25 protein-coding genes are annotated in these 25,659 nt (G+C 67.4%); 13 read left to right on the forward strand and 12 right to left on the reverse strand.

The annotated features are described in order from the left end of the window. Both VGR67_01980 and VGR67_01985 read right to left on the reverse strand, forming a co-directional pair. The coding region (locus tag VGR67_01980) for an FAD-binding protein (protein ID HEV8335169.1) at positions 1 to 881 on the reverse strand (881 nt) is incomplete at its 3' end. Between the two features lie 10 nt (positions 882 to 891). Further along, a complete protein-coding gene (locus tag VGR67_01985; protein ID HEV8335170.1) occupies positions 892 to 2,262 on the reverse strand; it encodes a dipeptidase in 1,371 nt (456 codons plus the stop codon). Between the two features lie 186 nt (positions 2,263 to 2,448). Between VGR67_01985 and speY the strand changes: the two genes are divergently transcribed. The 5 genes from speY to VGR67_02010 all read left to right on the forward strand — a co-directional run bounded on the left by speY (position 2,449) and on the right by VGR67_02010 (position 9,555). Beyond that, a complete protein-coding gene (gene speY, locus VGR67_01990) occupies positions 2,449 to 3,546 on the forward strand; it encodes a deoxyhypusine synthase (protein ID HEV8335171.1) in 1,098 nt (365 codons plus the stop codon). 265 nt (positions 3,547 to 3,811) lie between these two features. Then, positions 3,812 to 6,616: a vitamin B12-dependent ribonucleotide reductase gene (locus tag VGR67_01995; GenBank protein HEV8335172.1), complete on the forward strand. Its 2,805-nt coding sequence runs from the start codon at positions 3,812 to 3,814 to the stop codon at positions 6,614 to 6,616. 305 nt (positions 6,617 to 6,921) lie between these two features. Continuing rightward, positions 6,922 to 7,128 (forward strand): dodecin, encoded by a 207-nt coding sequence (locus VGR67_02000; GenBank protein ID HEV8335173.1) that lies wholly within the window; start codon positions 6,922 to 6,924, stop codon positions 7,126 to 7,128. 4 nt (positions 7,129 to 7,132) lie between these two features. Continuing rightward, positions 7,133 to 8,527 (forward strand): hypothetical protein, encoded by a 1,395-nt coding sequence (locus VGR67_02005; GenBank protein ID HEV8335174.1) that lies wholly within the window; start codon positions 7,133 to 7,135, stop codon positions 8,525 to 8,527. Positions 8,528 to 8,544: 17 nt separating this feature from the next. Further along, entirely contained in the window at positions 8,545 to 9,555 is a 1,011-nt protein-coding gene (locus VGR67_02010) for an isocitrate/isopropylmalate dehydrogenase family protein (GenBank protein HEV8335175.1), read from the forward strand. A gap of 55 nt (positions 9,556 to 9,610) precedes the next feature. Here the strand turns inward: VGR67_02010 and VGR67_02015 are convergent, their stop codons facing one another. The 3 genes from VGR67_02015 to VGR67_02025 are packed head-to-tail and all read right to left on the reverse strand — an operon-like array spanning position 9,611 to position 12,017. Further along, entirely contained in the window at positions 9,611 to 10,483 is an 873-nt protein-coding gene (locus VGR67_02015) for a hypothetical protein (protein HEV8335176.1), read from the reverse strand. Further along, a complete protein-coding gene (locus tag VGR67_02020) occupies positions 10,480 to 10,803 on the reverse strand; it encodes a hypothetical protein (protein HEV8335177.1) in 324 nt (107 codons plus the stop codon). The genes VGR67_02015 and VGR67_02020 overlap by 4 nt, the downstream gene beginning before the upstream one ends. Then, positions 10,800 to 12,017: a hypothetical protein gene (locus VGR67_02025; GenBank protein HEV8335178.1), complete on the reverse strand. Its 1,218-nt coding sequence runs from the start codon at positions 12,015 to 12,017 to the stop codon at positions 10,800 to 10,802. Before VGR67_02025 ends, VGR67_02020 begins: the two co-directional genes overlap by 4 nt. A 214-nt stretch (positions 12,018 to 12,231) precedes the next feature. Here VGR67_02025 and VGR67_02030 point away from each other — a divergent pair, with 214 nt between their 5' ends. Then, positions 12,232 to 12,954, forward strand: coding sequence for a metal-dependent hydrolase (locus VGR67_02030; GenBank protein ID HEV8335179.1), 723 nt, complete (start codon positions 12,232 to 12,234; stop codon positions 12,952 to 12,954). Here VGR67_02030 and VGR67_02035 read toward each other — a convergent pair. After that, complete coding sequence (locus tag VGR67_02035; GenBank protein ID HEV8335180.1) at positions 12,944 to 14,056, reverse strand: nucleotidyltransferase family protein; 1,113 nt, start codon at positions 14,054 to 14,056, stop codon at positions 12,944 to 12,946. The genes VGR67_02030 and VGR67_02035 overlap by 11 nt on opposite strands. 206 nt (positions 14,057 to 14,262) lie before the next feature. On the opposite strand from VGR67_02035, the gene VGR67_02040 reads away from it, so the two are divergent. The 4 genes from VGR67_02040 (at position 14,263) to VGR67_02055 (ending at position 17,686) form a co-directional block, all read left to right on the forward strand. Beyond that, positions 14,263 to 15,150 (forward strand): glycosyltransferase family 2 protein, encoded by an 888-nt coding sequence (locus VGR67_02040; protein ID HEV8335181.1) that lies wholly within the window; start codon positions 14,263 to 14,265, stop codon positions 15,148 to 15,150. A 130-nt stretch (positions 15,151 to 15,280) separates the two neighbouring features. After that, positions 15,281 to 16,285: a M24 family metallopeptidase gene (locus VGR67_02045; GenBank protein HEV8335182.1), complete on the forward strand. Its 1,005-nt coding sequence runs from the start codon at positions 15,281 to 15,283 to the stop codon at positions 16,283 to 16,285. Further along, a complete protein-coding gene (locus VGR67_02050) occupies positions 16,285 to 16,611 on the forward strand; it encodes a (2Fe-2S) ferredoxin domain-containing protein (protein HEV8335183.1) in 327 nt (108 codons plus the stop codon). The genes VGR67_02045 and VGR67_02050 overlap by 1 nt, the downstream gene beginning before the upstream one ends. Before the next feature lies 1 nt (position 16,612). Continuing rightward, positions 16,613 to 17,686 (forward strand): HEAT repeat domain-containing protein, encoded by a 1,074-nt coding sequence (locus tag VGR67_02055; protein ID HEV8335184.1) that lies wholly within the window; start codon positions 16,613 to 16,615, stop codon positions 17,684 to 17,686. Between the two features lie 15 nt (positions 17,687 to 17,701). Here the strand turns inward: VGR67_02055 and VGR67_02060 are convergent, their stop codons facing one another. Genes VGR67_02060 through VGR67_02085 form a run of 6 tightly spaced genes read right to left on the reverse strand, consistent with a single transcriptional unit; the run spans position 17,702 to position 22,587 of the window. Beyond that, a complete protein-coding gene (locus VGR67_02060) occupies positions 17,702 to 18,292 on the reverse strand; it encodes a flavin reductase family protein (protein ID HEV8335185.1) in 591 nt (196 codons plus the stop codon). A 19-nt stretch (positions 18,293 to 18,311) separates the two neighbouring features. After that, positions 18,312 to 18,743, reverse strand: coding sequence for a (deoxy)nucleoside triphosphate pyrophosphohydrolase (locus VGR67_02065; GenBank protein ID HEV8335186.1), 432 nt, complete (start codon positions 18,741 to 18,743; stop codon positions 18,312 to 18,314). Continuing rightward, positions 18,740 to 19,228, reverse strand: coding sequence for a hypothetical protein (locus VGR67_02070; protein HEV8335187.1), 489 nt, complete (start codon positions 19,226 to 19,228; stop codon positions 18,740 to 18,742). Before VGR67_02070 ends, VGR67_02065 begins: the two co-directional genes overlap by 4 nt. Positions 19,229 to 19,272: 44 nt before the next feature. Further along, the gene (locus VGR67_02075) at positions 19,273 to 20,379 is read right to left on the reverse strand and encodes an LIM domain-containing protein (protein HEV8335188.1); all 1,107 of its coding nucleotides are present in this window, start codon (positions 20,377 to 20,379) and stop codon (positions 19,273 to 19,275) included. 8 nt (positions 20,380 to 20,387) lie between these two features. Next, on the reverse strand, positions 20,388 to 21,851 hold the full coding sequence (pyk, locus tag VGR67_02080) for a pyruvate kinase (protein ID HEV8335189.1): 1,464 nt from the start codon (positions 21,849 to 21,851) through the stop codon (positions 20,388 to 20,390). 16 nt (positions 21,852 to 21,867) lie between these two features. Continuing rightward, positions 21,868 to 22,587, reverse strand: coding sequence for a transglutaminase-like domain-containing protein (locus VGR67_02085; protein ID HEV8335190.1), 720 nt, complete (start codon positions 22,585 to 22,587; stop codon positions 21,868 to 21,870). A gap of 96 nt (positions 22,588 to 22,683) precedes the next feature. On the opposite strand from VGR67_02085, the gene VGR67_02090 reads away from it, so the two are divergent. The 3 genes from VGR67_02090 (at position 22,684) to VGR67_02100 (ending at position 25,617) form a co-directional block, all read left to right on the forward strand. After that, on the forward strand, positions 22,684 to 23,850 hold the full coding sequence (locus VGR67_02090; protein HEV8335191.1) for an MFS transporter: 1,167 nt from the start codon (positions 22,684 to 22,686) through the stop codon (positions 23,848 to 23,850). Between the two features lie 103 nt (positions 23,851 to 23,953). Continuing rightward, the gene (add, locus tag VGR67_02095; protein ID HEV8335192.1) at positions 23,954 to 24,931 is read left to right on the forward strand and encodes an adenosine deaminase; all 978 of its coding nucleotides are present in this window, start codon (positions 23,954 to 23,956) and stop codon (positions 24,929 to 24,931) included. 152 nt (positions 24,932 to 25,083) lie between these two features. After that, positions 25,084 to 25,617: a ferritin-like domain-containing protein gene (locus VGR67_02100; GenBank protein ID HEV8335193.1), complete on the forward strand. Its 534-nt coding sequence runs from the start codon at positions 25,084 to 25,086 to the stop codon at positions 25,615 to 25,617. Positions 25,618 to 25,659 lie beyond the last annotated feature (42 nt).

Below are 25,659 nucleotides of genomic sequence, written 5' to 3' on the forward strand. Positions count from 1 at the left end.
AGGTTTCCGTAGCCCGGGTACATGCGCTCGAGAATGTAGTCGCGGTCTTTCTCGGGGATGTCGTTGGGGTGGCGCTTGTCCTTCTGGTCTTTCGGGACCCAGACGCGTCCGCCCTCGCCGCGCGCGCTCTCGGAGATGAGCCTGAGCTTGTCGGCGCCCGGGATGGCCGTCGGATGCACCTGGATGAACTCGCCGTTGGCGTAGTACACGCCCTGCTGGTAGGCGGCGGCGGCCGCGCTGCCCGTGTTCACCACCGAGTTGGTGCTCTTGCCGAACACGATGCCGGGGCCGCCGGTCGCGAGCATCACGGCTCCGGCCGGGAACGCGCGCACCTCCATCCGCCGGAGGTCGAGCGCCGTGATCCCGCGGCAGCGCCCCGCCTCGTCGAGGATCGCCGAGCAGAACTCCCAGGTCTCGAACTTCTGTACCAGGCCGGCGGCCTCGTGGCGCCGCACCTGCTCGTCGAGGGCGTAGAGGAGCTGCTGGCCCGTGGTGGCGCCGGCGAAGGCGGTGCGGTGGTAGAGCGTTCCGCCGAACCGGCGGAAATCGAGGTTCCCTTCCGGCGTCCGGTTGAACTGCACGCCCATCCGATCCAGGAGGTAGATCAGATCCGGCGCGGCATAGCACATCGCCTTGCACAGCGGCTGATCGGCGAGGAAGTCGCCGCCTTTGACGGAGTCGATGAAGTGGATCTCCGGGGAGTCGTTCTCTCCCCGGATGTTGACGGCGCCGTTGATCCCCCCCTGGGCGCAGACGGAATGGGAGCGCCTCACCGGCACCACGGAGAAGAGATCGAGCGCGTGCCCCGCCTCGGCGATCTGGATCGCCGCCATCAGCCCGGCGAGTCCTCCTCCCACGACGATGAATCGCGGCTCCGGCATCGCTCCTGCCCTACCGGATTCCCTGGCCCATCAGATCGAGGAAGTGCGCGGAGCTGAGGATTCCACCCTGAAAATTCCCGAGGTCCAGCTTCTCGTTGGGAGCGTGAGCGTTCTCGTCGGGAACGCCGATTCCCATGAGGACCGACGGGATCTTCAGGACGTCGGCGAACGTGGCGACGACGGGGATGGAGCCTCCTTCCCGCGTGTAGACCGGGCGCTTCCCGAAACCCTTCTCGAAGGCCTTCGCCGCCGCCTGGATGGCGGGATGATCGATCGGCGCGACCCAGGGCTCCCCGCCGTGCATGCGCGTGACCGTCATCTCGACCGTCTTCGGGCAGATCTTCCGGAGGTGCTTCTCGAAGAGCTTGGCGACCTTGTCGGGATCCTGGTTCGGGACGAGGCGCATCGAGACTTTGGCCATCGCCACGGCCGGGATCACCGTCTTGGCGCCCTCGCCCGTGAAACCCGAGAGGATCCCGTTCACCTCGAAGGTGGGCCGGGCCCAGGTGCGCTCCAGCGTCGAGTAGCCTTTCTCGCCGCTCAGCGCCGGCGCCCCGAGCTCCTTGGCATATTGCCTGTCGGAGAAGGGCAGGCGCTTGAACTCCTTGCGCTCCCTCGCCGTCAGGGGCTTCACGTCCTTGTAGAAGCCGGGAATCGTGACCCGGCCGCGGACCTTCGTGGCGGATAGCATCTCGGCCAGGACGAAGGCTGGGTTGGCGACCGCGCCGCCGAAGGAGCCGGAATGGAGATCGCTGCTGCTGCCGCGGAGATCGATCTGGTAGTAGATCAGCCCGCGCAGGCCGTAGCAGATCGAGGGGAGGCCGCGCTGGAACATCGCCGTGTCGGAGATCAGGACGACGTCGGCCTTGAGGAGGTCCTTGTGGGAGGCCACGAACTTGTCGAGGTGCTCGCTGCCGACCTCCTCCTCCCCCTCGATCAGGAACTTCACGTTCACCGGGAGCGTTCCGTGCTGCTTCAGGTGCGCCTCGACCGCCGCGAAGTGGATGTAGATTTGCCCCTTATCGTCGGCCGACCCGCGGGCGTACAGCTGTCCGTCCCGGATCGTGGGATCGAACGGACCCGACTCCCACAGGTTCAGCGGATCGACCGGCTGGACGTCGTAATGGCCGTAAACCAGGATGGTCGGGCGTCCTGGCGCGCCGTCCCATTCCCCGAACACGATCGGATGTCCGGGCGTCTTGAAGATTTCGGCGCGCATCAGCCCTGACTTGCGCATCAGATCGGCGACGAAATGGGCGCAGCGCTCGGTGTCGGCGTTGTGCTGCGAGGAGCTGCTGATGGAGGGAATCTTCAGGAATTCTACGAGGTCGGCGACGTAGCGATCCTTGTTCTGGCGGATGAATGAGACCACTTTTTCCATGGTACGCTCCTGCGGAGAGGCGGCTGCTCCACGACGGGGGCCTCGGAGTCGCGCTTGACGGCGGCGGATCTTATCACCCGTCCGTCGTCGTATCAACGCGTCCGGGCGCGCCGGAACCGCGAATCGCGTTGAAAGGAACGACAGGCGCGTGCTACGATGCGCGCCGATTTCACGAAGGAGGGGCCGATGAACGAGAAGCGCCGATTCCTCCAGGGCCAGAGAATCTATCCGGAGCCGCTGAAAGCCGGCGCCCGGGTGGACGAGATGATCGATCAGGCCTTCCTGGCGTACAACGCGGGACGCCTGCAGAAGGCCTGCAGCCTGTTCACCGAGAAGATGCTCGAGCCCGACGTGATCGTGGGCATGTCGCTTTCCGGAGCGATGACCCCGGCCGGAATCGGACGATCGGCGATCGTCCCGTTGATGCAGAGCGGCTTCGTCGATTGGATCACCAGCACCGGCGCGAACCTCTACCACGACGCGCACGCCGGGCTCGGCCTGTACATGCACCGCGGGAGCCACGAGATCGACGACACCGTCCTGCGGCGCGAGGGGGTGGTGCGGATTTACGACATCCTGTTCGACTACGATGTGCTCCTCTCCACCGACGCCTTCCTGCGCCGCATCATGGAGGAGGCGCCGTTCCAGAAGGCGATGGGCACGGCGGAGCTCCACCACCTGCTGGGGAGATACCTCGCCGCCCGGGAGGATGAGCTCAAGATCAAGGACAGCTGCCTGCTGACCGTCGCCTACCGCGCCGGCGTGCCGCTCTACACCTCCTCCCCGGGCGACTCCTCCATCGGCATGAACGTGGCGGAGCTGGCCTTGCGGGAGCGGGGCCCGCGGATCGACGTGTCGCTCGACGTCAACGAGACCGCCGCCATCATCTTCGAGGCCAAAACGACGGGCGGGCGCAGCGGCGTGCTGATCGTCGGGGGCGGCTCTCCCAAAAACTTCGTCCTGCAGACCGAGCCGCAGATCCAGGAGGTCCTCGGCCTGACGGAGAAGGGGCACGACTATTTCATCCAGTTCACCGACGCGCGGGCCGACACGGGAGGCCTGTCGGGCGCCACTCCCGGAGAAGCGGTCTCGTGGGGCAAGATCGATCCCGACAAGCTGCCCGACTCCATCGTTGCCTATCTCGACTCCACCGTCGCCCTTCCCCTGCTGACCATTTACGCTCTCTCCAAGCACCCGGCCCGCCCCTTGCGGCGCCTCTATGACCGCCGCGACCAGATGCTTTCGCGGATGCGCGACGCTTTCCTCAAGAAAGAACGGAACTGACTGATAACAAGCGACATCCCCAGGCCTTGTTGTCGCGCGCCCGGCCTCCACAATATCTGGTATTTTTATTCTTGACAGCCCGGGCGCGATGGGGTTTACTGTGGGTCGTGCCGGATTTCTTAGCGGCCCGCGTCGCGCGAGGGAGTCGACCGGAAAGAGGCAGGACCAGGATCTTCAGCACGGACCTCTAACCCAGCTCAGCGAACCGCGTTCCAAAGGCGCTTGGGACTTCTTTTCTTTTTTTCAACCCGGAGGGTCAACCGTCATGGACCCGCGCACCCAGGAAACCAACGGAAACATCGAACCGACCTCCGCAACGTCCGAGACGACCCGGAAAGCCAGGACCGGAGAGAAGAAGGGCTTAGCCTTCCCCCGCTTCTTCACGCGCGAGGGCAGCCATCCCTTCGACGAGATCTCGTGGGACGTGCGGACCGCCAGCATCGGCAATGAGAAAGGCGAGATGGTCTTCGAGCAGGATGACGTGGAAGTCCCCGCGTTCTGGTCCCAGACCGCCACGAACATCGTCGCCTCCAAATACTTCCGGGGAACCCTGGGAGCGCCGGAGCGCGAGCGCAGCGTCCGCCAGTTGATCGGCCGCGTCGTCGACACGATCACGCGCTGGGGACGCCAGGGCGGCTACTTCGCCACCGACGGCGACGCGCGAAACTTCTCCGAGGAGCTCGCCCACCTCCTCATCTATCAGAAGGCGTCCTTCAACTCCCCGGTCTGGTTCAACTGCGGCCTCGAGCCGCACCCGCAGTGTTCCGCCTGTTTCATCAACTCCGTCAAGGACACGATGGAGTCGATCCTGACCCTGGCCAAGACGGAAGGGATGCTCTTCAAGTTCGGCTCGGGCACCGGCACGAACCTCTCCCCCATCCGCTCCTCCCGGGAAAACCTGGCCGGCGGCGGGACCGCGTCCGGCCCCGTCTCCTTCATGAAGGGGTTCGATGCGTTCGCCGGCGTGATCAAGAGCGGCGGCAAGACCCGCCGCGCCGCCAAGATGGTCATCCTCAACGCCGATCACCCCGACATCGAGGAGTTCATCAACTGCAAGGTCGAGGAGGAGAAGAAGGCCTGGACGCTCATGGACGCCGGCTACGACGGCTCGTTCACCGGGCCCGCCTACGCCTCGGTCTTCTTCCAGAACTCCAACAACTCGGTGCGCGTCCCGGACGACTTCATGAAGGCCGTCCTGGAGGATCGGGAGTGGCATACCCGTTCGGTCACCTCGAACCAGGTCGTGGCCACCTACCGGGCCCGCGATCTCCTGCACCAGATCGCCGCCAGCACGCACGTCTGCGGCGATCCCGGGATGCAGTTCGACACCACCATCAACGACTGGCACACTTGTCCCGCCACCGGTCGGATCAACGCCAGCAATCCGTGCAGCGAGTACATGTTCCTGGACGACTCGGCCTGCAACCTCGCCTCCCTCAACCTGATGAAGTTCCGGCGGGAGGACGGCGAGTTCGACCCCGAGCCCTTCCGGCGGGCGGTGCAAATCCTGATCACCGCCCAGGAGATCATCGTCGACAACGCCTCCTATCCCACGCCGTCGATCGAGCGGAACAGCCATGACTTTAGGCCGCTCGGACTGGGATACGCGAACCTGGGCGCCCTCTTGATGGCCCGCGGCCTGCCGTACGACTCCGACGAGGGGCGCGACTACGGCGCCGCCATCACCGCCCTGATGACCGGAGAGGCGTACGCCACGTCGGCCCGGATCGCCCGCGAGGTCACCGGCCCCTTCGCCGGCTACGAGAAGAACGGCACCCCTTTCTTGCGCGTCATGAACAAGCACCGGGCCCACGTCTCCCGGATCGATTCGGCCCACGTCCCGCTCGATCTCCTCTCCGCGGCCCGCGAGGCGTGGGACGAGACGGTCGCGCTGGGCGAGCAGCACGGCTACCGGAACGCGCAGGCCACGGTGATCGCGCCGACCGGGACGATCGGATTCATGATGGACTGCGACACGACCGGCATCGAGCCCGACATCGCCCTCATCAAGTACAAGAAGCTGGTGGGCGGCGGCATGATCAAGATCGTCAACCAGACCGTCCCCGAGGCGTTGCGGCGCCTCGGCTACGAGGCCAAGGAAGTCCAGGAGATCCTGGAGTACCTCGAGGAGCACGACACGATCGAGGGGGCACCGCACCTGAAGGACCGCGATCTGCCCGTCTTCGACTGCGCCTTCAAGCCGCGCAGCGGCAGCCGCTCCATCCATTACAGCGGCCACATCAAGATGATGGCGGCCGCGCAGCCGTTCATCTCCGGCGCGATCTCCAAGACGGTGAACGTGCCGGCCGAGGCCTCGCCGGAGGACATCGGCCAGGCCTACGTCGATTCGTGGCGGCTCGGCCTCAAGGCGATCGCCATCTACCGGGACGGGTCCAAGAGGACCCAGCCGCTGAACACCGGCAAGGGGGAGGCGGCGAGGAAGCCGGACGCCGCGGCCGGACCGCAGCGCCACCGCCTGCCCGACGAGCGGAAGGCGATCACCCACAAGTTCGAGATCGCCGGCCACCAGGGGTATCTCACCGTCGGAATGTACGAGGACGGCGCCCCTGGCGAGCTCTTCCTGGTGATGGCGAAGGAAGGGAGCACCGTCTCCGGCCTGATGGACGCCTTCGCCACCTCGATATCGATGTCGCTGCAGTACGGCGTTCCCCTCAAGGCGCTGGTCGACAAGTTCATCCACATGCGCTTCGAGCCCTCGGGCTTCACCAAGAACCCCGAGATCCCGATGGCCAAGTCGATCATGGACTACATCTTCCGCTGGCTGGGGAGCAAGTTCCTGAGCGAGGACGAGAAGGTGCAGATCGGCTTGATCCACCGGGAGGAGGACGTCCGGGAGAAGGAATCGCCCGCGCCGGCCGAGCCGGCCGCCAAGTCGCCGGCGCTGCGACTCGTGACTCCCGCCGCCCTGCCTCCGACCTCGTCGGCGGCGGTCTTCACGTTCCAGGCCCAGGACGACGCCCCCTCGTGCCACGACTGCGGCGCGATCATGGTGCGCAGCGGCAGCTGCTACAAATGTTTGAATTGCGGCGCGACGAGTGGATGTTCTTGAGCTGGATAACGAGCCGTAGGACCTTGGAGGCAATGCACACGACTCCGGCCTGACGAAAGAATTCTCTTGCGAGGCGATGAAAAGGGGGATGCCGAACTCCGGACTCCCCCTTTTCACTTTGTTTCTCTTCTTCATGTTCAACGCAAGGAGCGCTTGAAGATCCTTTCCGCGCTCCTGGGGACACTCGGATATCGTGAGGCAAATGTTGCGTGAAGGACTTCCCGGCCGTGTCAGTACAAGCCTTGGTGTCGATCGATACGAGCGTGAAGGGCCCACAGCGACGCGACAGCTCTAAGGAGCGCGACATGAACGAGCACGTGTACAAGACGATCGAGCTGACGGGATCCTCGAAGAAGGGGATCGAGCACGCCATTGAGACCGCGATCGCGAAGGCGAGCCAGACGGTGCGGAACATGCGCTGGTTCGAGGTGGTGCAGACGCGCGGGTACCTCGAGAAAGGAAAAGTGGCCTATTGGCAGGTGACGCTGAAGATCGGCTTCACCCTGGAGTAGGATGGTGCCGAACCTCTCAGGCGGAGTCTTCGTGCGGCAGCGCGACCCACACCCCGGCGAGCGATTCGCCCGGCTCTCCGGCTTGGTATTGGCCTTCGTCCTCGCGGCGTCCGGTTTCGGATGCCGTGTCGTCGAGCGCGGCGAGGTGGCCGCGGAACAGGAGCCGTCCCCGGCCAAGGCGCTGGACGGCCTCGCCGAGAAGTACGTCAAGCTGGTCCTGGCGCTGGGGGAGCACGATCCCGACTACGTCGACGCCTATTACGGCCCGCCGCAATGGCGCGAGCAGGTGAAGGCGGAGAAGAAGCCGGCCGCCGCGGTGAAGGAAGCGGCCTTGCCGGTGATCGAGAAGCTGGAGGGGCTCGATCTCTCCGGGCAGGAGGAGATGATCCGGCTGCGGCGCGACTACCTCCTGCGCCAGCTGCAGGCCCTTGTGGCCCGGATCGACATTCTGGGCGGAAAAAAGATGACGTTCGACGAGGAGTCGAAGGCCCTTTACGACGCCGTGGCGCCCTCCTATCCGGAGGGCCACTTCCGGGAAATCCTGGACAAGCTCGACCGGGCGCTGCCCGGCAAGGGACCACTTCCGGAGCGCTACGAGAAGTTCAAGCGCGGCTTCGTCATCCCGCGGGAGAAGCTCGACGCCGTCTTCCAGGCCGCCATCCGGGAGGCCCGCCGGCGCACCCTCGAGCACCTGCAGCTTCCGGAGAAAGAGAGCTTCACGGTCGAATACGTCACCGGCAAGTCGTGGAGCGGCTACAACTGGTACCAGGGCGGCGCCCGGAGTCTCATCCAGATCAACACCGACCTGCCCGTCTTCATCGACCGGGCGGTGGATCTCGCGGCCCACGAGGGGTACCCGGGGCACCACGTCTACAACGTGCTCCTCGAGCAGCACCTGGTGCGGGAGCGCGGCTGGCAGGAATTCACCGTCTATCCCCTGTTCAGCCCGCAGTCGCTGATCGCCGAGGGGAGCGCCAATTTCGGCATCGAGGTGGCCTTTCCGGGAGAAGAGCGCCTGCGTTTCGAGCGCGAGGCTCTGTTTCCCCTGGCCGGATTGGATCCGCGCGGCGCCGCCGATTATCACCAGGTCATGGACCTGGTCCAGGCGCTCGACTACGCGCGCAACGAGGCGGCGCGCCGCTACCTCGACGGCGCGATCGACGCGGGCCAGGCGGCCGAGTGGCTCACGCGCTTCGCGATGATGCTCCCCGAGCAGGCCCGCCAGCGCGTCCGCTTCATGGACCAGTATCGGAGCTACGTCATCAACTACAACCTGGGGAAGGACCTGGTGCGTTCCCATATCGAGAAGCGGGGCGGCACCGAGGAACAGCCGCAGAAGCGATGGGAGGAGTTCGCCAAGCTCCTCTCGTCGCCCCGGCTCCCCTCTTCCCTGGATTGATTGCCGCCGGGTGAAGGATGCCGCACGACGTCTGTCTGCTTCCGGGCGACGGGATCGGACCCGAAGTCACGCAAGCGGTGACGCGCGTCCTGGACGCCGCGGAGGCGCCCATCCGGTGGATTCCCCTCCACGCCGGCGCCGAGGCCCTCGAACGCCAGGGCGACACCCTGCCTCCCGCCACCCTCGAGGCCATCCAGACGCACCGCATCGCGCTCAAGGGGCCGCTGACGACGCCCGTCGGGCGCGGATTCAGCAGCGTCAACGTGCAGCTCAGGAAGCGCTTCAACCTCTACGCCGCGGTCCGTCCGGTCCGCTCGCTTCCGGGAGTCAAGACGCGCTACGACGACGTCGAGATCGTCATCATTCGCGAGAACACCGAGGGGCTCTATTCCGGGATCGAGCACGAAGTGGCGCCCGGAGTCGTTGAGAGCGTCAAGGTGGCGACGCGGACCGGCTGCGAGCGCATCGCCCGTTTCGCCTTCCGCTACGCGCGCGACCGGAACCGGCGGAAGGTCACGGTCTTCCACAAGGCGAACATCATGAAGCTCACGGACGGCCTGCTTCTCGACTGCGCCCGGCAGGTGCATGAATCCGAGGCGCCCGGCATCGCCTACGAGGAGCTGATCATCGACAACGGCTGCATGCAGCTGGTGCGCGACCCCTCGCGCTTCGATGTGCTGCTCCTTGAGAACCTGTACGGTGACGTCGTGAGCGATCTTTGCGCCGGGCTGGTCGGCGGGCTGGGGGTCGTGCCGGGCGCGAACATCGGCGATGACTGCGCCATCTTCGAGGCGGTGCACGGCAGCGCGCCCGACATCGCCGGCAAAGGAGTCGCCAATCCTCTCGCCCTGCTGATGAGCGCTGTGATGATGCTCAATCATCTCGGCGAGACCGCGGCGGCGGCGCGCATCCGCGCCGCCTACGACGCCGTGCTCCGGGAAGGGAATCCGCACGAAGTGACGCGCGATATTGGTGGCGCGGCGGGGACCGACGATTTCACCCGCGCCGTGATCGCGCGGCTCTCCTGATCCCGGCGCCGTCCCGGCCGGCATCGAAGCCGCGCCGGGCCCGGCGCGATCGCATTCAGCTCAGCGGTTGGAAGGACGTCAGCACCCAGGCGCGCTCCTGCCGCAGGAAGACCGCTTCCAACCGGGTAAGGAGGCGCGTCCGGTCGGCTCCGGGACGCGGCGTCGGAAGCACGGCGCCGACGAGCCCGATCACGACCCGGGCGGAGCCTTCCGAGAAATCGAAGGCCTCGAAGCGAAACCAGACGCCGCCCTGCTCCAGCGCGGTGCGTTGGAGCAGGGCTTCGGGAGAAAGAAGAAGTATCTGGACCCCCGGCAGCGCCAGGGCTTCCACACCGTCCAGGTTTTCCCGGCTCACCAGGACGGGCGCCTTGCGCGCCACCTTCTCCCCGCCGGGGAACGGCTTCTTCATTCCGTCCGGACGCTTGCCGAGGACCGCCCAGGCGAGGATCTTTTCGGCGATCGCCTTGCGGTCCGCGGCGCGCGGATCGGGAGGGCGCGAGGTGGGCGCCCGCCCCTCTGGGGCGCTTCCCTCGAGGATCCGGGGCGAAACTTCCGAGGCTCGCCCCAGCATCTCCCAATGACCTTCCCGCCGGCGATACACGAAGCTCTCCCGCAAGGTGCGGGTAAGCGGCGGCATCGTGATCTCCTCCGGAACGCATTCGATCCGGTAGCGGATCTTGGCGGTCGCCAGATCGTTCTCGGCCGAGACCTCCTCGACGCGCACCCCTCCCAGAAAAGTGCAGTTGCGGATCAGGTTGGCGGGATCGCCGATGTAGTCGAGGAAAATCCGCTCGGCCTCGGCGGCCTCGAGCGGCGCGGGCTCCTCCTTTTCTCCCGGCGCGGCCGCCGGCCGCGCGAGGGCCGCCCCCGGCGCGAGGAGCAGCCCCGCCAGAATCGCCAGCCAGCGGTTCCTTCCGGACGAGATCAACGGCCTCCTCCTCGATCGGCGGGCGTCCGGCTCGTCGATCGCTCCCACCGTCCCAGCCAGCGGGAGGCGCGTTCCGCGGACGCCAGCGGCCAGAGCGCCACGGCGGCGCAGAGAATCGCCCCCCAGCCGCAGGCCATCCTGGCCAGCGGAACGTGGAAGACCTTGCCGAACGCCTCGAGACGGTGATTCGTGCGAAAACTCCTGAACTCGGGGGCGTTGGGGCGCGCGCCGGAGCTCTCGTCCCACTGGAGTCCCCAGATGCCGATCGCCAGGAAGCCGAGCGCGGCCATCCACAGGAGGAGGCGGCGGAGATCGTTCATCGCTCTCCCGGCTTGAGGATGAGCGACGAGCGTTTCTCCTCGGCCTGGCGCTGCCGGTGCGCCTCCTCCGCCGCGGCCAGGGACTTGGTCGCCAAGGCCCTGAGAAACGGGATTGCCTCGGGCGGCCCGGCGAGATCGGCAAGCGCCAAATGGACGGCGAGAGCGCGGCGGGCCGGCTCTTCCCGGCCGTCCTGCAGGAAAAAGTAGGACGCCGACTCCATCCGCCGGCGGTAGATTTCCGCGGCCTCCCCGGACAGGATCGCCGAAAGCGCCTCCTGCAGCGCCTTTTCCCGGCGCTCCTCCTTCTGGAAGCGGTTCAACACGAGGGGCGATTCGGAGATTTCCAGCAGCGCCGGGAGGTGCGGGGCGATCCAGTCGGCGTCGAGGATCCATCCCGCCATCTCCGGCTCGTCGAGGAGGCGCGCCGAAGACTCGACGAGACGCTCCCGCTCCTCGGACGGGAGCGCGCCGAAATGAGCGTGCACCGGACAGGGGACTCTCTCCGGGACCCGGTGCGAGATCTCCATTCGGTACGAGGGGAACCGCGCGACCCCCGGGTTGCGTCGCTGCGCGTCGCTCTTGCGGTACGCCTCGTGCACGACGAGATCGCACCAGAGCGGATCTCCGGGCACCAGTCGGATCGAGAAGCGGCGGCGCGTCCCCTCGAGCAGATCCCTCAGACCCGGCCGCGCCACCCGCCCCGCGTCGGCTTCCAGGAGCCCCTTCCGGTCGTTGACGACCCCCGAGAGGATGTAATAATCCCCGCTCCTCTCCGGCCGGACGTACCAGATCACCTGGTCTCCGCGGCCGTCGACGTGCGAGAGATAGCCTCGATCCTGCTCCCTTGACAAGACGGGGGGAGCGGCCGTGTCGAGCGCCCGGCGGGCCGCCGCGACACCTCGCTGCTCCAGGCGGAAGAGGGATCGGCGGATCTCCTTTTTGAGCTCCTTGTCGCGCGCCTCCAATTCCATCTTCGCCAGCAGCTCGGCGGACTTCTCGATCTCGGCGAAGCCGAGCCAGCACGCCATGGCCCGCTCCGCCTCCGGCGAGGGGGGCCGGAGGCCGGAGAGGACGGCCACCGAGTCGTCGCTCGGCTCGAGGGCCTCCAGATCCACGCCCAGGGCGAGGAGATCTTCCGTCCCCTTCATCAGGGCGGCGTCCCGCGACTCCTTCTTCTTCTCGTGCTCTTTCGAGGGCTTCTTCCGGATCGTCACAGGCAGTCCTGGAGCTCCCGGGGCGGCGGGGCTCAGCCGCGAGCCGCCCCGCCCGTCGAGGGCCCGCGCACCGCGGCCCGCATCGCGGCCGATTCGGATCGCATCGCGTGGACCATGAGCGTTTCCTTTACCGGGGTCGGAGTATTCCATATACTCCGGGCACGGTCAACGGCGTTTCGGGGGCGTTTCCGGGCTTTCCGGGAGGACTCTGGCGATGAACCGTACGTCGGGAATCCGCATCACCTGGCTCGGCCATTCCACCTTCAAGATCCGGTCGGCCCGGGGGAAGATCGTCCTCATCGACCCCTGGCTGGCCAACAATCCTTCCTGTCCCGGTCCTCTGAAGACTCTCGAGCAAATCGATTTGATGCTGCTCACCCATGGGCACTTCGATCACTTCGAGGACGCCGTCGCCCTGGGACGATCCCTGCGCCCCCGGATCGTGGCCAATTTCGAGATCTGCGCGTTCCTGGAAGCCCAGGGGATCTCCGGCGCCTGCGCCATGAACAAAGGAGGCACTCAGACGGTCGACGGGATGCGCGTGACGATGGTGCCCGCCGCGCATACCAGCAGCATCGCCTGGAACGGCCAGATCCTCCCCGGCGGCGAGGCGTGCGGCTATATCGTGGAGTTCGAGGACGGATTCAAGATCTACGAGGCGGGGGACACGGCTGTGTTCGGCGACATGAAGCTCCTCGCCGAGCTCTATCGGCCTGACCTGACGCTGCTGCCGATCGGCGACCTGTTCACGATGGGGCCGAAGGAGGCGGCGCTCGCCTGCCGCCTGATGCGCCCGCGGCGCGTGATTCCGAAACACTACGGGACCTTCCCGGCGCTGACCGGCACGCCGGCCGACCTGCGCGCCCTCACCTCGGAGATTCCGGAGATGGAGATCGTCGAGCTGAAGCCCGGCGGGAGCTGGGAGCTCAGCGCCTGACGCCGGGCCGGGCGGCGCGGACTTTCTCCACCGCCGCGGCATCGCCGGCGCCCGCCGGAGTCCCCCGCAGGAGCCCGAGAGCGCGTCCGACGCGGGAGACGGAGTGTGCCGCGACGTAGCGCGCCGCGTCGCTCCAGCGATCCAGCAGCGCCATGCTGACGGCGTGGCGGGCGGCGCTTCCCGCCAGGGCGCGATGCGGCAGAATCGGGTTCGCGGTGCCGACGCCCCGGAGGATCGCGCGGCGCGCCGGCGAGAGCGTGAAGCGGCGGGCCGGCGGCGGGACTGTTCCCGGATAGATCTTCTCCACGTACTGCAGGCTGTAAGCCACACAGTTCGCCACTCCCCAGGCGCGCGCCGTCTTCCGGAGCCGCTCCCAATCCAGATTGCCGCGCTGCAAGAGGCGCCGCAGATCCTCGGTCCACAGGAGCGCCGGATCGGCATGGTGGTGCGCCAGGTGGGTGGCCAGATGCAGGAGCAGATGGTCGTCACATAGCCGAAGGAACCGCTGCCCTTCGATCTCGCACGGCACGGCGTCGCGAATCAGCTCGTCGGGATCGATGCGGCTACGCTCCACCGACTCCAGGTTCCAATGGAACTCCACGTAGCAGGACGGCGGGCCCGGAGTCTCGACGAGCTGGTGGTACCATCGTTCCCGGTAGTAGCGCTCCTCCTCGTCGCTCGGAAGGCGGCAGCCGCGAGCCCCCAGCGTCTCGGCCACTTTCGGCCAATCCTTCTCCCGGATCAGCAGGTCGAGATCGGTCATCGGCCGCAGATGGATCTCGGGATACAGAAAGCTCAGGAGGCTTACCCCCTTGAGCAGCACGAATCCCGTCCCTTCCTCGGCGAGGGCCGAGGCCACCTCGCGCAGCGCCCGCAGAAGGACGAGGTTGTCCACCAGAGTCTTTCGCGACGCTTCCTTCAGGCCCGGAAGAAGGTCCGCGGGGACGGCATCCGGCTGCCGCGCGGCCGCCTGAAAAACCAGCGGCCCGACGCGATGCCGGCGGCAAAGCTCGAGAAACGAGGCCGGCGGCGACAGACTGGGCGCCGGCCTTTCTCCTCGGAGGAAGGCGAGCAGGAGTCTCTCGGTGGCGAAGGAATCCATCGGGGACAGCTCGGCTCCGGCCCATCCGTCGCGGGGGGGATACGGCCGGATCTTATGTCCTCGCCTTCGCCCGAGTCAAACGCAACTCGTTGGGAGACGCCGGTTTCCGGTCGAAGCGGCGTTGCTTTTCCGGAAGCCCTTCGCTAGACTTCCAAGGGACTTCGGCGGCGCTTCCTCCCTGCGCCGATCCCACCGCGAGAGCCTTGATGCCCACTCTCAGCGTCGTCGTGGCGACGCGGAACCGCAAGGACGAGGTGATCGATCTCCTGTCGGACCTGGCGCGCCTCTCCTGGCGCGCCGGGGACGAGATCGCGGTCGTCGACAACGGCTCGACCGACGGCACGGCGGCGCGCCTGCGGCGGAGCTTCCCGCGCGCCCTCGTCCTGCCTTTCCCCGAGAACCGCGGCGCTCCCGCCGCCCGCAACGCCGGCGCGGCGGCGACCCGGGGCGAGATCCTCGTCTTCCTGGACGATGACTGCCGGGTGGAGGATCCCGAATTCCTCGATCGCGTCCGCCGCGCTTTCCTGGAAACGCCGGAGGCCGGGGCGATCGCGTTTCGCATCCTCGATCCCGTCACCCGGCGGCCGCGCTCCTTCGAGGTCCCGCGGCGGCGCAAGGATCTGGCGATGGAGCCCTGCGAGACCTCCTACTTCATCTCGGCCGGCTGCGCCGTCCGCCGGAAGGTCTTCGACGCCGCCGGCGGGATGGACCCGTCGCTGACATACGGATTCGAGGAGCTCGATTTCTGTTATCGGGCCGTCATCCGGGGCTTCCGCATCTTCTACCGGCCCGACATCGTCGTTCTGCACCGCCTCTCCCGCGCCGGGCGCCCGGCGTGGCGGAGAACCTATTTCTTTTATCGCAACAAGATCTGGATCAGCGCGCGCTATCTCCCGTGGACGATGTTCCTCTCCCAGATGGCGCTCTGGAGCGGCTATTTTCTCAAGGAAGCGCTGTCGATCGGGCGTCCCGATGTCTTTCTGGCCGCGCTGGCCTCGGGACTCGCGGGAATCCGGCGCCGCCGGCGCGAGGATAGGATTCCGCCCCAGGTCCTGATGCGACTCCGGGAGATCGAAGGGAGGCTCTATTACTAGGGGTCCGCGGCACGGCGCCCGGGCGATCGCGGGCGTCTCCCAGTCGAACGGCGACCTCCTGCATGCTTCCGGCTATCCCTGCGCCGATCCGACCGCCTGGTTCCAGATCGGCGGGCGCACCCACCTCCTGGTGAACGATCTCGAATTTCAAGGGGCCCGCGAGCTCTCCCGGGCACGCGTCGTACTTCCCCTCTCCCGTTACTATCGCGGCCTCCAGAAGGAGGGGATCGCCTCACCCGATTTCTTCCAGGCTCTCGCCGCGGCCCTCGCCGAGCGCGGCGTCCGAGCGGTCCGGATCCCCGAGTCGTTCCCCGCCGGGGGCGTGGCCCGTCTCGGCGAGCGGGGCATCCGGACGCGCGTCCTTCCCGATCCCTTCCTGCCCGAGCGGGCCCGCAAGACGCCGGCCGAGGTCCGGTCGATCCGCCAGGCCCTGCGCGCGGCGGAGGCCGGGATGGCCACCGCCATCCTGACTCTCGCGGCGAGCCGGATCGGCCGCGACGGCTATCTTCACCTTGCGGGAAGGCGGCTGACCTCGGAAGCGCTGCGCGACGGCGCCGAGCGGGCCATCTTCGCCGCCGGGGCGGCGCCGTTTCAGACGATCGTCGCGGGCGGCATCCAGGGATCGGACCCGCACGAGAAAGGGACGGGGCCTCTGCCGGCGCACCGCCCCATCGTCCTCGATTTCTTCCCGCGCTCGAGGCGATCCGGGTTCCATGGCGACATCACGCGCACCGTGGTGAAGGGCCGCGCCGACGCCAGGACCCGGGCCGCCTTTCTCGCCGTGGCCGCCGCCCAGAGGCTGGCCCTGGCGATGCTCCGGGCCGGAACGGACGGCGCCCGGATCCACCGCCGCGTCTGCGAATTCTTCACGCGGGCCGGTTTCGCCAACCGCGGCCGGGGCGCGGCGCGCGAAGGGTTCATTCACGGCACCGGTCACGGCCTCGGCCTCGACCTCCACGAGTTCCCTCCCGTCAGCGCCCGGAAGTGCCGGCTCGAGGCGGGGCAGGTCGTCACGATCGAGCCCGGGCTCTATTACCGCGACCTCGGCGGAATCCGCATCGAGGACGTGGCCCTGGTGACCCGGCGGGGTCACCTCCGGCTCACCCGCTTCCCCATTTTTCTGGAGATTCCCTGATGCAGGAGCTGGACACCGGTTTCGAGAAGCTGATCCTCGTCTGCCTGAACGAGCGCACCGATGGGCGGGAGAGCTGCCTGCCGCGCGGCTCCGCCGAGGTCCTCGCGCGCTTGAAGGGCTGGGTCAAGGAGCACGGGCTGGCGCGGCGCGTCCGGGTCTCCAAATCGGGCTGCCTCGACCAGTGCTCCCGCGGGACGACGGTGGTGGTCCTGCCGGAGTTCTGCTGGTATGGTGGAGTGACCGTGCACGACGTCGACCGCATCCTATCCCGGCATCTTTCGGAGATGATCTCCCCCGCGGCGGGGGACAAGAAGGAGCCTGCCTGAGATGACCCGATCTTCGATTCCGCTTCCTGCCGTCCTTCTCCTCCTGGCGCTTCCCGCGATCCAGGCCGCGCCGGCCTCCGCCCAGGCGGGGGCGCCCGCGAAAGCGGCCCCCTACACCCTCGCGGGGATCGATCTCTTCGGCAACAGCCGGACCTCGGACGCCGATCTCCTCGCCATGGTGCCGATCAAGGAAGGGGACGAGATCACTCCAGAAGTGGTCACGCGGCTGGACGAGAAGCTCCGCGGCTCCGGGAGGTTCGCCTACGCCAAAGTCAGCAGCACGGCGTACGGCGATCGGAAGAGCTATCTAACCGTCGACGTCGTCGAGAAGGGGGACGAAGGACGCTTCAAGCTGAACTCCAATCCGGCCGGTTCGGTCGAAGTTCCCGCCGACGTCCTGGATTGGGTGAGGCGCTACGAGAAGGCCCAGTTCCAGATGTTTCAGGTCAATCCGAAGAGGCTGAAGGACATCAACGAGGGGCATTATCTCGACAGCGATCCGGGACTCCGGGAATACGAGGAAAAGATGCTGGAAATGGTCCCGGCCCATTACGACGTCCTGGTGAAGGCGCTCCGGGAGGACAAGGATCCCGAAAAAAGAACCCTGTGCGCGACCCTCTTGGGATGGGCCAAGGACAAGAAGGCGGTCATCGCCCCGTTGGAGGAGGCGCTGAAGGATCCCGACGTCCAGGTGCGCTCCAGCGCCGCCCGCTCCCTGATTCCGATCGCCTATCTGTCGGTCCACCAGTCGATGCCGTTCCCGCTGGACCCGATTCTCGACGAGCTGCACTATCCGACATCCTCGGATCGCACCAAGGCGGCCGCGCTCCTGTTGCACCTCGCCGGCGAGCCGGAGAACCGCGTCGCCATTCGCGACAAGGCGGGCGACGTCCTCGTGCGGATGGTGAGCGCCAAGCAGCCCACCCAGCGCGAGCATTCCCTGACGCTGCTGACCACGATATCGGGAGAAAAGTACGGCAGGGATCCCGAGAAATGGCGGGCTTGGTGGAGCGCCGTGAAGAAAGGGGTTCCCCCGCCGAAGGCCGAACCGCCGAAGCCGGCGACGAAGTCCTGACCGCGATCGAGGGCCTCAGCGGGGGCGCGATTTGGCGAAGATCTCCCCGAGGTGGGCGTAGAGATCGCCGCCCAGTCGCGCCACGGGACGCAGCTTGTCGGGAGCGACCGCCCCGTCCTCGAGCAGAGTATCCTGCACGTGATAGAGCAGGACGCGGCCGAGGATCACCGCCGTTCCGGCCACCTCCACCAGTTTCTCCAGCCTGCACTCCATCTGGACGGGCGACTCGGCGATCCGCGGCGGCTTGACCGTCCGGCTCGGCACCGGCGTCAGGCCGGTCACCGCGATCTCGTCGACCTCGGGCGGATAGTCGCGCGACGCGAGGACCATGGCATCCACGATCTCGGGCACGACCACGTTCACCACGAACTCTCCCGTCGCTTCGATGTTGTTCCAGGTGTCCTTGCGGCCGTCCTTCCGGCCCCCGACGGCGATCATGACGATGGGCGGATGGGAGGAGACTCCGTTGAAGAAGGAGAAGGGGGCAAGGTTGGCGTGCCCGGTTTGGGAAACGCTTGTGACGAAGGCGATCGGGCGGGGGACTATCAAGCTGATCATCAGCTTGTAAGCTTCTTTGCGGTCGAGCTTCGCGGGATCGATCTCCAAGCGCTCCTCGCTTTCTTTCTCAGGTCGGCTCCGACGCTTCGCCCGGAACGGGGCAGACTACTCCGCCCGCCGCGATTCGTCCAACCAGCGGCCGGTCCGCCTCGAGAAAATCGTACCCCGGCAGATCGGCGGGCGCGACCCAGGCGATCTTCTCGAAGGCCCGGTTCAGCGGCTCACCCGAGAATTCGCTCACCGCGAAGAAGTGAATCTCGACTTCCGGCCCGCCGGGGTAGCGGTGGCGGATCGTTTCCACCGCCGCGAGCCGGCCGGCGGGGACGGCGATCCCGAGCTCCTCTTCCAGCTCCCGGACCAGCGCGGAGGCGACGGTCTCGCCCTCCTTCACTTTCCCCCCCGGGAACTCCCACTTCAGCGCGAATCCTCCCCCCTGGCGCCGCTGGCAGATCAGGATTTCGCGGGAGCGCCACAGGATTGCCGCCGCCACCCGGATCACCGGCCGGCCCCGCGGGCGAGCCGCCTCCGCCACGCCTCGCCCAGGGCGTCCACTTCCGCTTCCCGCCGGCGGCGATCGAGACGGACGAGGCTCACGCCCGGTCCCGCCGGGACGACTCTCAAGGCGGTGCCGAGCCGCTTCAGGATCAGCCTTCCCCCTTCCCATGCCGTCTCGATGCCGCGCTCCTGGCAAGTCTCGGCGAGCGACTCCGCGACCCGCGCCGGCCGGGTCCCCAGGACGACCCAGGTGTCGCGCCACGCGGCGCCGAGCGCCGCGAGCAGCGCCGCAACGCCGGCGGGGACCGGGAGCGCCGGGATTCCCGCCGGAAAGACGGCGGCGTCGGCCAGGAGGACCGCCGCGAAGAGAAGGTGGACCGAAGCGAGCCGGGCGCCGGGAAGCAGCAGGATCCTGCCGCGCAGGAAAGGGGAAGCGAGCCCCAGGAGCCAGAGAGCCAGGTAACCGCCCAAGAGCCACCAGCCGCCCATCGCCGCTTTCCCATCCGGACCGCAGGAGCGTTCGGACATGCCGTTCACGAGCCCCGCGACCAGCCCTTGCCTCCCTGAAGCGCTTTCCTCAGGCCCGCGGCCGAGCCCTGGCCGTGCGCGATCTCCAGCGCCCGCCGGAAGCCGGCGCCGTAGGCGGGGTCCTCCGACCGCTTCATCGCCTCGATTTTCACTCTTCCCTCTTCCGTCCCGGCCTCTTCCAGAAGAAGGTAGGCGGCATACTCCGCGGATCCTTCCGCTTGATCGGGAGGCAGGTCGCTCAGGTCATGCAGCTGCTGCCAGACGTGCGCCAGCTCGTGCGCCGCGACCCCCGCGAGCAGCCAGTCGGGGACCCCGGTCAGCAGAGCGACGCTCACGCGCCGGCTCACCGCCCTGCCGGAGCGGCGAAACTCGCCGACGGTAATGCCGAGCTCGTTGCCGACGAAACGGCCCGGGGAGAGCCGCCGCATCAGATGGTCGCGGTCCACCAGCTCCCAGCTGAAGCTTCCCGGGGGCACGGGGAAGATCTCCTGCAGCCGCACGCGGACCCGCTCCAGGATGGCCGCCACCTCATCACGCCGGGAAACCGCCCGGCGGGCGCAAAGCGCGCAGATGCGGATTCCGTTGGCGGTGCTCAGGAAGCTGCCGTGCGTCGTGGAAAGAGCCATGACGCGCCCGCAGAAGGGACACAGGCTCTCCTTCCCATGTCGTGCGTGGAAGGCGTTTCCCCAGCCGTCTTCCAGGTACGACTTTTCCAGAGGCTCGCCGCAGACGACGCAGCGCACCGCCAGCCCGCGGTGGCAGGCGGGATGGTACTTCTTTCCGGAAGCGACGATGTAGGTGCCCTCAATCGGCTTTCCGCAGGCGTCGCAGCGGGGCTGCGCCGACTCCCGGTAACATTCCTCGTGATAGCTCTTCCCCTCGAAGTCGATGCGCGATCCCAAGATCGCTTTGCCGCAGGCCGCGCAACGCGGCGCGCGGTACTGCTCGTAGCACTCGCGATGGTAGGCCTCGCCCTGATCCTCGATGTATTTCCCTTCGATCGACTTCCCGCAGACGGCGCAGTGCAGCCGGTCCTCGGCGGCGGTTTCCGTGAGGACGGGGAGCGGCAGAAGGAGGCCAAGGAGGAGGAGCCCGAGAAAACGCCGGCGCATACCGCGCCTCAGGCCCGGCGCCGGACGGGATGGGCCGGTTTCCCGACCTGGTGGATCTTCATCATGTTGGTTCCCCCCGGATACGAAGTGCTTCCCGACACGATGATGACCCGATCGGAGCGGGACAACAGGCCGCGCTCCAGCATCACCCGCTCCCCTTCCGCGAGCATGGCGTCGGTGTCGTGCGCGAAGCGGATCTTGACGGGAGTCACGCCCCAGTACAGCGCCATCTCCCTCTCGACCGAGTCCTGGAACGTCAGGGCGATGATCCGGCAGGCGGGCCGTTGCTTGGAAAGGAACCGGGCGGTCCGGCCGGTCTGGGTGTAGACGGCGACCGCGGCGGCCCGGGAATCGAGCGCCGCCTGACTCGCGGCGTGCACCACGGCGTGCAGGTCCTCCTCCTTCTCCGGATCGAAGGGGGCGGAATGCGCGGTCACCAGGCCGCTGGCCTCGGCCTCGCGGATGATCGCGTCCATCATCCGGACCGATTCGACCGGATAGCGGCCGGTGGCGGTCTCGCCCGAAAGCATCACGGCGTCGCTGCCGTCGAACACGGCGTTCGCGACGTCGGAAGCCTCCGCCCGGGTCGGGCGCGGGCTGTCCATCATCGACTCCAGCATCTGCGTGGCGGTGATCACCACGGCCCGCTCGTGGTTCGCGCTCCGGATGATCCGCTTCTGCAGGACGGGAACCTCCTGCGGCGAGATCTCGACCGCCAGATCGCCGCGCGCGACCATGAGCCCGTCGGCGTGCGCCAGGATCTCATCGAGGGCCTCGACCCCTTCGCGACGCTCGATCTTCGCCACCAGGGGAAGGCAGCGCCCCTGGCGCTCCATGGCGGTGCGGGCGCGCACCAGATCGCGGGCCCGCTTCACGAAGGAGAGCGCGATCCAGTCGGCCCCCTGGTCGATGGCGAACCGCAGATCGGCAAGATCCTTGGAGGTCGGAGAGGAGGCGGCCATCGGAGTCCCGGGGAGGTTGATCCCCTTGTGCTCCGACAGGATGCCGCCCACCAGGACCCGGCAGAGGATCTCGGTCCCCTGCACGCGCCGGACCTCCAGCTCCATGTTGCCGTCGTCCAGCAGGATCCGGCTGCCGCGCGCGACGTCGCGGGGCAGGTGGCGATACCGCGTGGAGATCAGGCCCTTGCGGCCCGCGACCTGGCGCGTCGTCACGACGACGCGCGTCCCCGGAGCCAGGACGATGGGCGCGCCGTCCACCAGATCTCCGGTGCGGATCTTCGGCCCCGGCAGGTCGACGAGGACCCCGACGGTCTTGCCCAGGCCGCGCGCGATGCGCCGCACCCGCCGCATCCGGCGCAGATGGTCCTCCCGGGTGCCGTGCGAGAAGTTAAGGCGCACGACGTCCACGCCGGCCTGGAGGAGCCGCGACAGCGTCTCGATCGATTCCGAGGCGGGTCCGATCGTGGCGATGATCTTGGCCATGCGCGGCGGACGGCGGGCGATCGGCATCGGCGGCGATGGGCTCCTAATTGAGCGCTGCCTCGATCTTGCGGATGGCGGAAAGTGAGCTGAGAGTCTGCTCTTCGCCGGGGGCCAGGACAAGCAGCATCGCCACGATCCGGCGGCCGCGCCCGAGATCCCTCCGGCGCAGGTGGATCTCGCGGAGGTTCGTGAGCATCCGGATCAAGATCTCCCGGGGGCCGGCGTCGGCGAGGAAGGCCGGCGGAAGCCGGTTCTCGTTCTTCCTCAGGACCTCCTCGGCCGCTTTCGCCCCGAAGAGGGTCGACAGGCGCCCCGGCAGATCCCCGGGAAGAAGGATCTCCCCGGCGTTGAAGGGGTCGACGAACAGCTCGCGCTCCTTGTCCCGGAGCCGGAGCAGGAAGTGGCCCGGGAAGGAGACCCCCGTCAGGGGAAGAGCGAGGCGCCGGGCCACTTCGAGATACAGGACCGACAGCGTGATCGGAATCCCCAGCTTTCGATCCATCACGTCGTTGATGTACGAATTCCTGGGATCGTAGTAATCCTCCTGGTTGCCGCGATACCCTTCCTCCCCGAAGAGAACGGCGTTGAGCGCCTCGAGGGTTTTCAGGGCGTCGCGTGAGGCCGGCAGGCGGCGCCGGGTCATGGCGGAGAGACGGTCGAACTCGGCAAGGTAGCGCGCGTGGTCGAGATCCGGATACTCGGAGCGGGCGATCAACAGAGCGCCCCGGTCGAGCGGCAGCGCCCCGCCGGGCGCGTGGACCATCTGCTGGAGTTCGGTCAGGACCTGCTCCAGGATTTCCCTCCCTCTCCCGGCGCCGTTGCGACGCCGCCGCGAGTTCTCCTATGATATCCGAAATTGATGATCGCTTTGGAGCGCCGCAGACAATACCTCGCCCTGGGAGCGTTCTACTTCGCCCAGTTCTCCGTTCTCGGCATCTACGTCCCCTTCTTCCCGCTCTACTTGAAGTCGCTCGGCTTCGGCGGCACGGAGATCGGCGTGCTGATGGCCCTGGCGCCCGTGAGCCGCTTCCTTTTCCCCGTCTTCTGGGGTCTCTGGGCCGATCGTACGGGAAGACGCCGGCTCTTGGTCATCCTCTCGCAGATCGCCGGCGCCGGGGTCTTCTCCCTCCTCTTCGCCCTGCATGATTTCGCCAGGATGGCGGGGGTGATGTTCCTTTACGGCTTCCTCCTCGTTCCGGCGGTGCCCCTGGTGGAGGGGATCGTGCAGGAGGAGGCGGAGAAGCGGGGCTTCGACTACGGGCGACTGCGCCTCTGGGGCTCGATCGGGTACATCGCCGCCACGCTCGTCTTCGGCTGGATCCTGGACGTCGCACCGGCGCGCGCGGTGCTGGCCGGGATTCTCGGCATCTCCGTCCTGGCCGTCTTCCCGGCGTTCGCCCTGCAGGGAGAATCCCCCCCCGGCCCGCCCCCTTCCCACCGCAGCCTGGGCCGCGAGCTGTGGCGGCGTCCGGTGATCGCCTTCTTCGCCGTCACGGCGCTGATGCAGGCGAGTCATGGCGCCTATTACGCCTACTACTCGATCTACCTCGACCGGCTCGGGTACTCCCGCAGCCTCATCGGAGGGTTCTGGAACCTGGCGGTGGTCGCCGAGGTCGTGATGATGCTCGCCTCGCGCCCCCTCCTGGTCCGCCTGAAAGCGCCCCCTCTGCTGGCCATCTGCCTGGCGGCCGCCGTCGTGCGCTGGTTGATCCTGACCGCCTCCGCCGCTGTCCCTCTCCTGCTGCTCGCCCAGCTCTTGCACGCCTTCACGTTCGGGCTGTTTCACGTCGCCGCGGTCGGTCACACGCACCGTCTCTTTCCGCCGGCGCTGCGCAGCTCCGGCCAGAGTCTCTACAGCTCCCTGACCTACGGTCTCGGCAACCTCGCCGGTTTCTTCGGCGCCGCGGCGCTCGTCGAGAGAATCGGCCTCCAAGGCCTTTTCGGCGCCTCCTCGGCGGTGGCCTTTCTCGGCCTGCTCCTGTCGCGCAGCCTGTCGCGCAGCCTGTCCCGCGAAGAGGCGCGCTAGGGCGCTCCGCACTCTATCTTTCCGCGGCGCCGTGGGCTAGAATCCCCGCCGGTTTCGCCGAGGAGGGGGGAGCTTGCGCGCTGCCGCCGAAGCCATCCGACGCATGAGGAAGACCGAGCTCCACCAGCACGTCGACGGCTCGATCCCGCCGGGGAAGATCTGGGCCATGATGCGGCGGCACCGCCTGAATCCCGTTCCGACCCTTTCGGCGATGCGCCAGCTCCTGACGATTCAGCCGGGAGAAGAGGGGACCCTCCTCACCTACCTCGACAAGTTCCACTACCCGCTCTGGATCACCCAGTTCTACGAGAACATCCAGGTCCTCACCGAAGGGATCGTCGCCGAAGCGGCGCGCCACGGGGTGGAGACGCTGGAATTGCGTTATTCGCCGGTCATCCACACCTACGCCGGGCTGACGCTGCGCCAGGCGATCCGCGCCGTCCTGAGCGGATTGAATCGGGCCTCGAAGCGGCACGGCGTGCGCTGCGGCCTGATCATCATCGCCATGCGCCAGCACGGCCCTCACATTGCCAAGATCGTCGCGCGCCAGGCGATCTCGGAGGCGCAGCACCTTCACGAGCGCTGCGGCGTCGTCGGCTTCGACATCGCGGGACCCGAGCGCTCCACGCCGCCGCGCCTGTTCCGCGAAGCGTATGAAGTCGCCTCCCGGGGGGGCCTGGGGGTCACGGCTCATTCGGGCGAGGAGGTCGGCCCGGAAGTGGTCTGGCAGACGATCGACGATCTCGGCGTGTCGCGGATCGGCCATGCCTGCTCGGCCGTGCGGGATCGCTCGCTGATGCGCCGGCTGGCCCGGGACAAGATCCTGGTGGAGTGCTGTCCGACCTCCAACTATCAGACCGGCGCGGTCCGGCGCGGCGCGCCGCATCCCATCGCGGAATTCGTCCAGCGCGGCGTTCCGGTGGCGATCTGCACCGACAACACCACCGTCTCGGGGACCGATCAAACGAAGGAGACGGCTCTCCTGTCCCGCTACTTCAGCCTCGCCGACATCCGGCGGATCCACGCCCAAGCTCGCGATTATTCCTACATCGCGAGACGCCCGAAGCCGCGCGTCGCCTGACTCTGGCCGATTCACCCTGGGCCGATTCATCCCCTGGGCCCGGTAGGGATTCACCCCATTGGCTCACCCCCGCCCCGCTCCTAGGATGGAAATGTCGCCGGGTTCGAGGCGCAACGCCGGCGCCAATCCATCAACCCCCCTGGAGGTTCGCCATGGAACTCGCTACTCTTGAAGCTCTGTATGTCGAGCAGCTCAAGGACCTTTACAGCGCCGAGAAGCAGATTCTCAAGGCGCTCCCCAAGATGATCAAGGCCGCCGGTCACCAGAAGCTGAAGGAGGCTTTCTCGGCGCACGAGCGGCAGACGCAAACCCACGTGGAGCGGCTGGAGCAGATTTTCAAGGGCCTGGAAGTGAGCCCGAAAGGCAAGAAGTGCGTCGGCATGGAGGGCCTCCTGAAGGAGGGCGCCGAGCTGATCCAGGAGGATCCCGAGCCCGGCGTGCTCGACGCCGGATTGATCTCGGCCGCCCAGCACGTCGAGCACTACGAGATGGCCGGTTACGGAACGGTCCGGACCTGGGCCAGACTGCTCACGTTCGAAGATCAGGCCGAGCTGCTCCAGCAGACTCTCGACGAGGAAGGCGACACCGACAAGATCCTCACCGAGTTGGCGGAGACGTCGGTCAATGTCGATGCCGACCTGCAGCCTCAAATGACGGCGCGGACGGCCGAGCGGCACCGGATGTAGCGGCGCGGGTCGGGGATTTTCCGCCGGCAATCCAGGAGATTC

It is taken from the genome of Candidatus Polarisedimenticolia bacterium, from assembly GCA_036004685.1.
In the GTDB taxonomy this organism is placed as follows: domain Bacteria; phylum Acidobacteriota; class Polarisedimenticolia; order Gp22-AA2; family AA152; genus DASYRE01.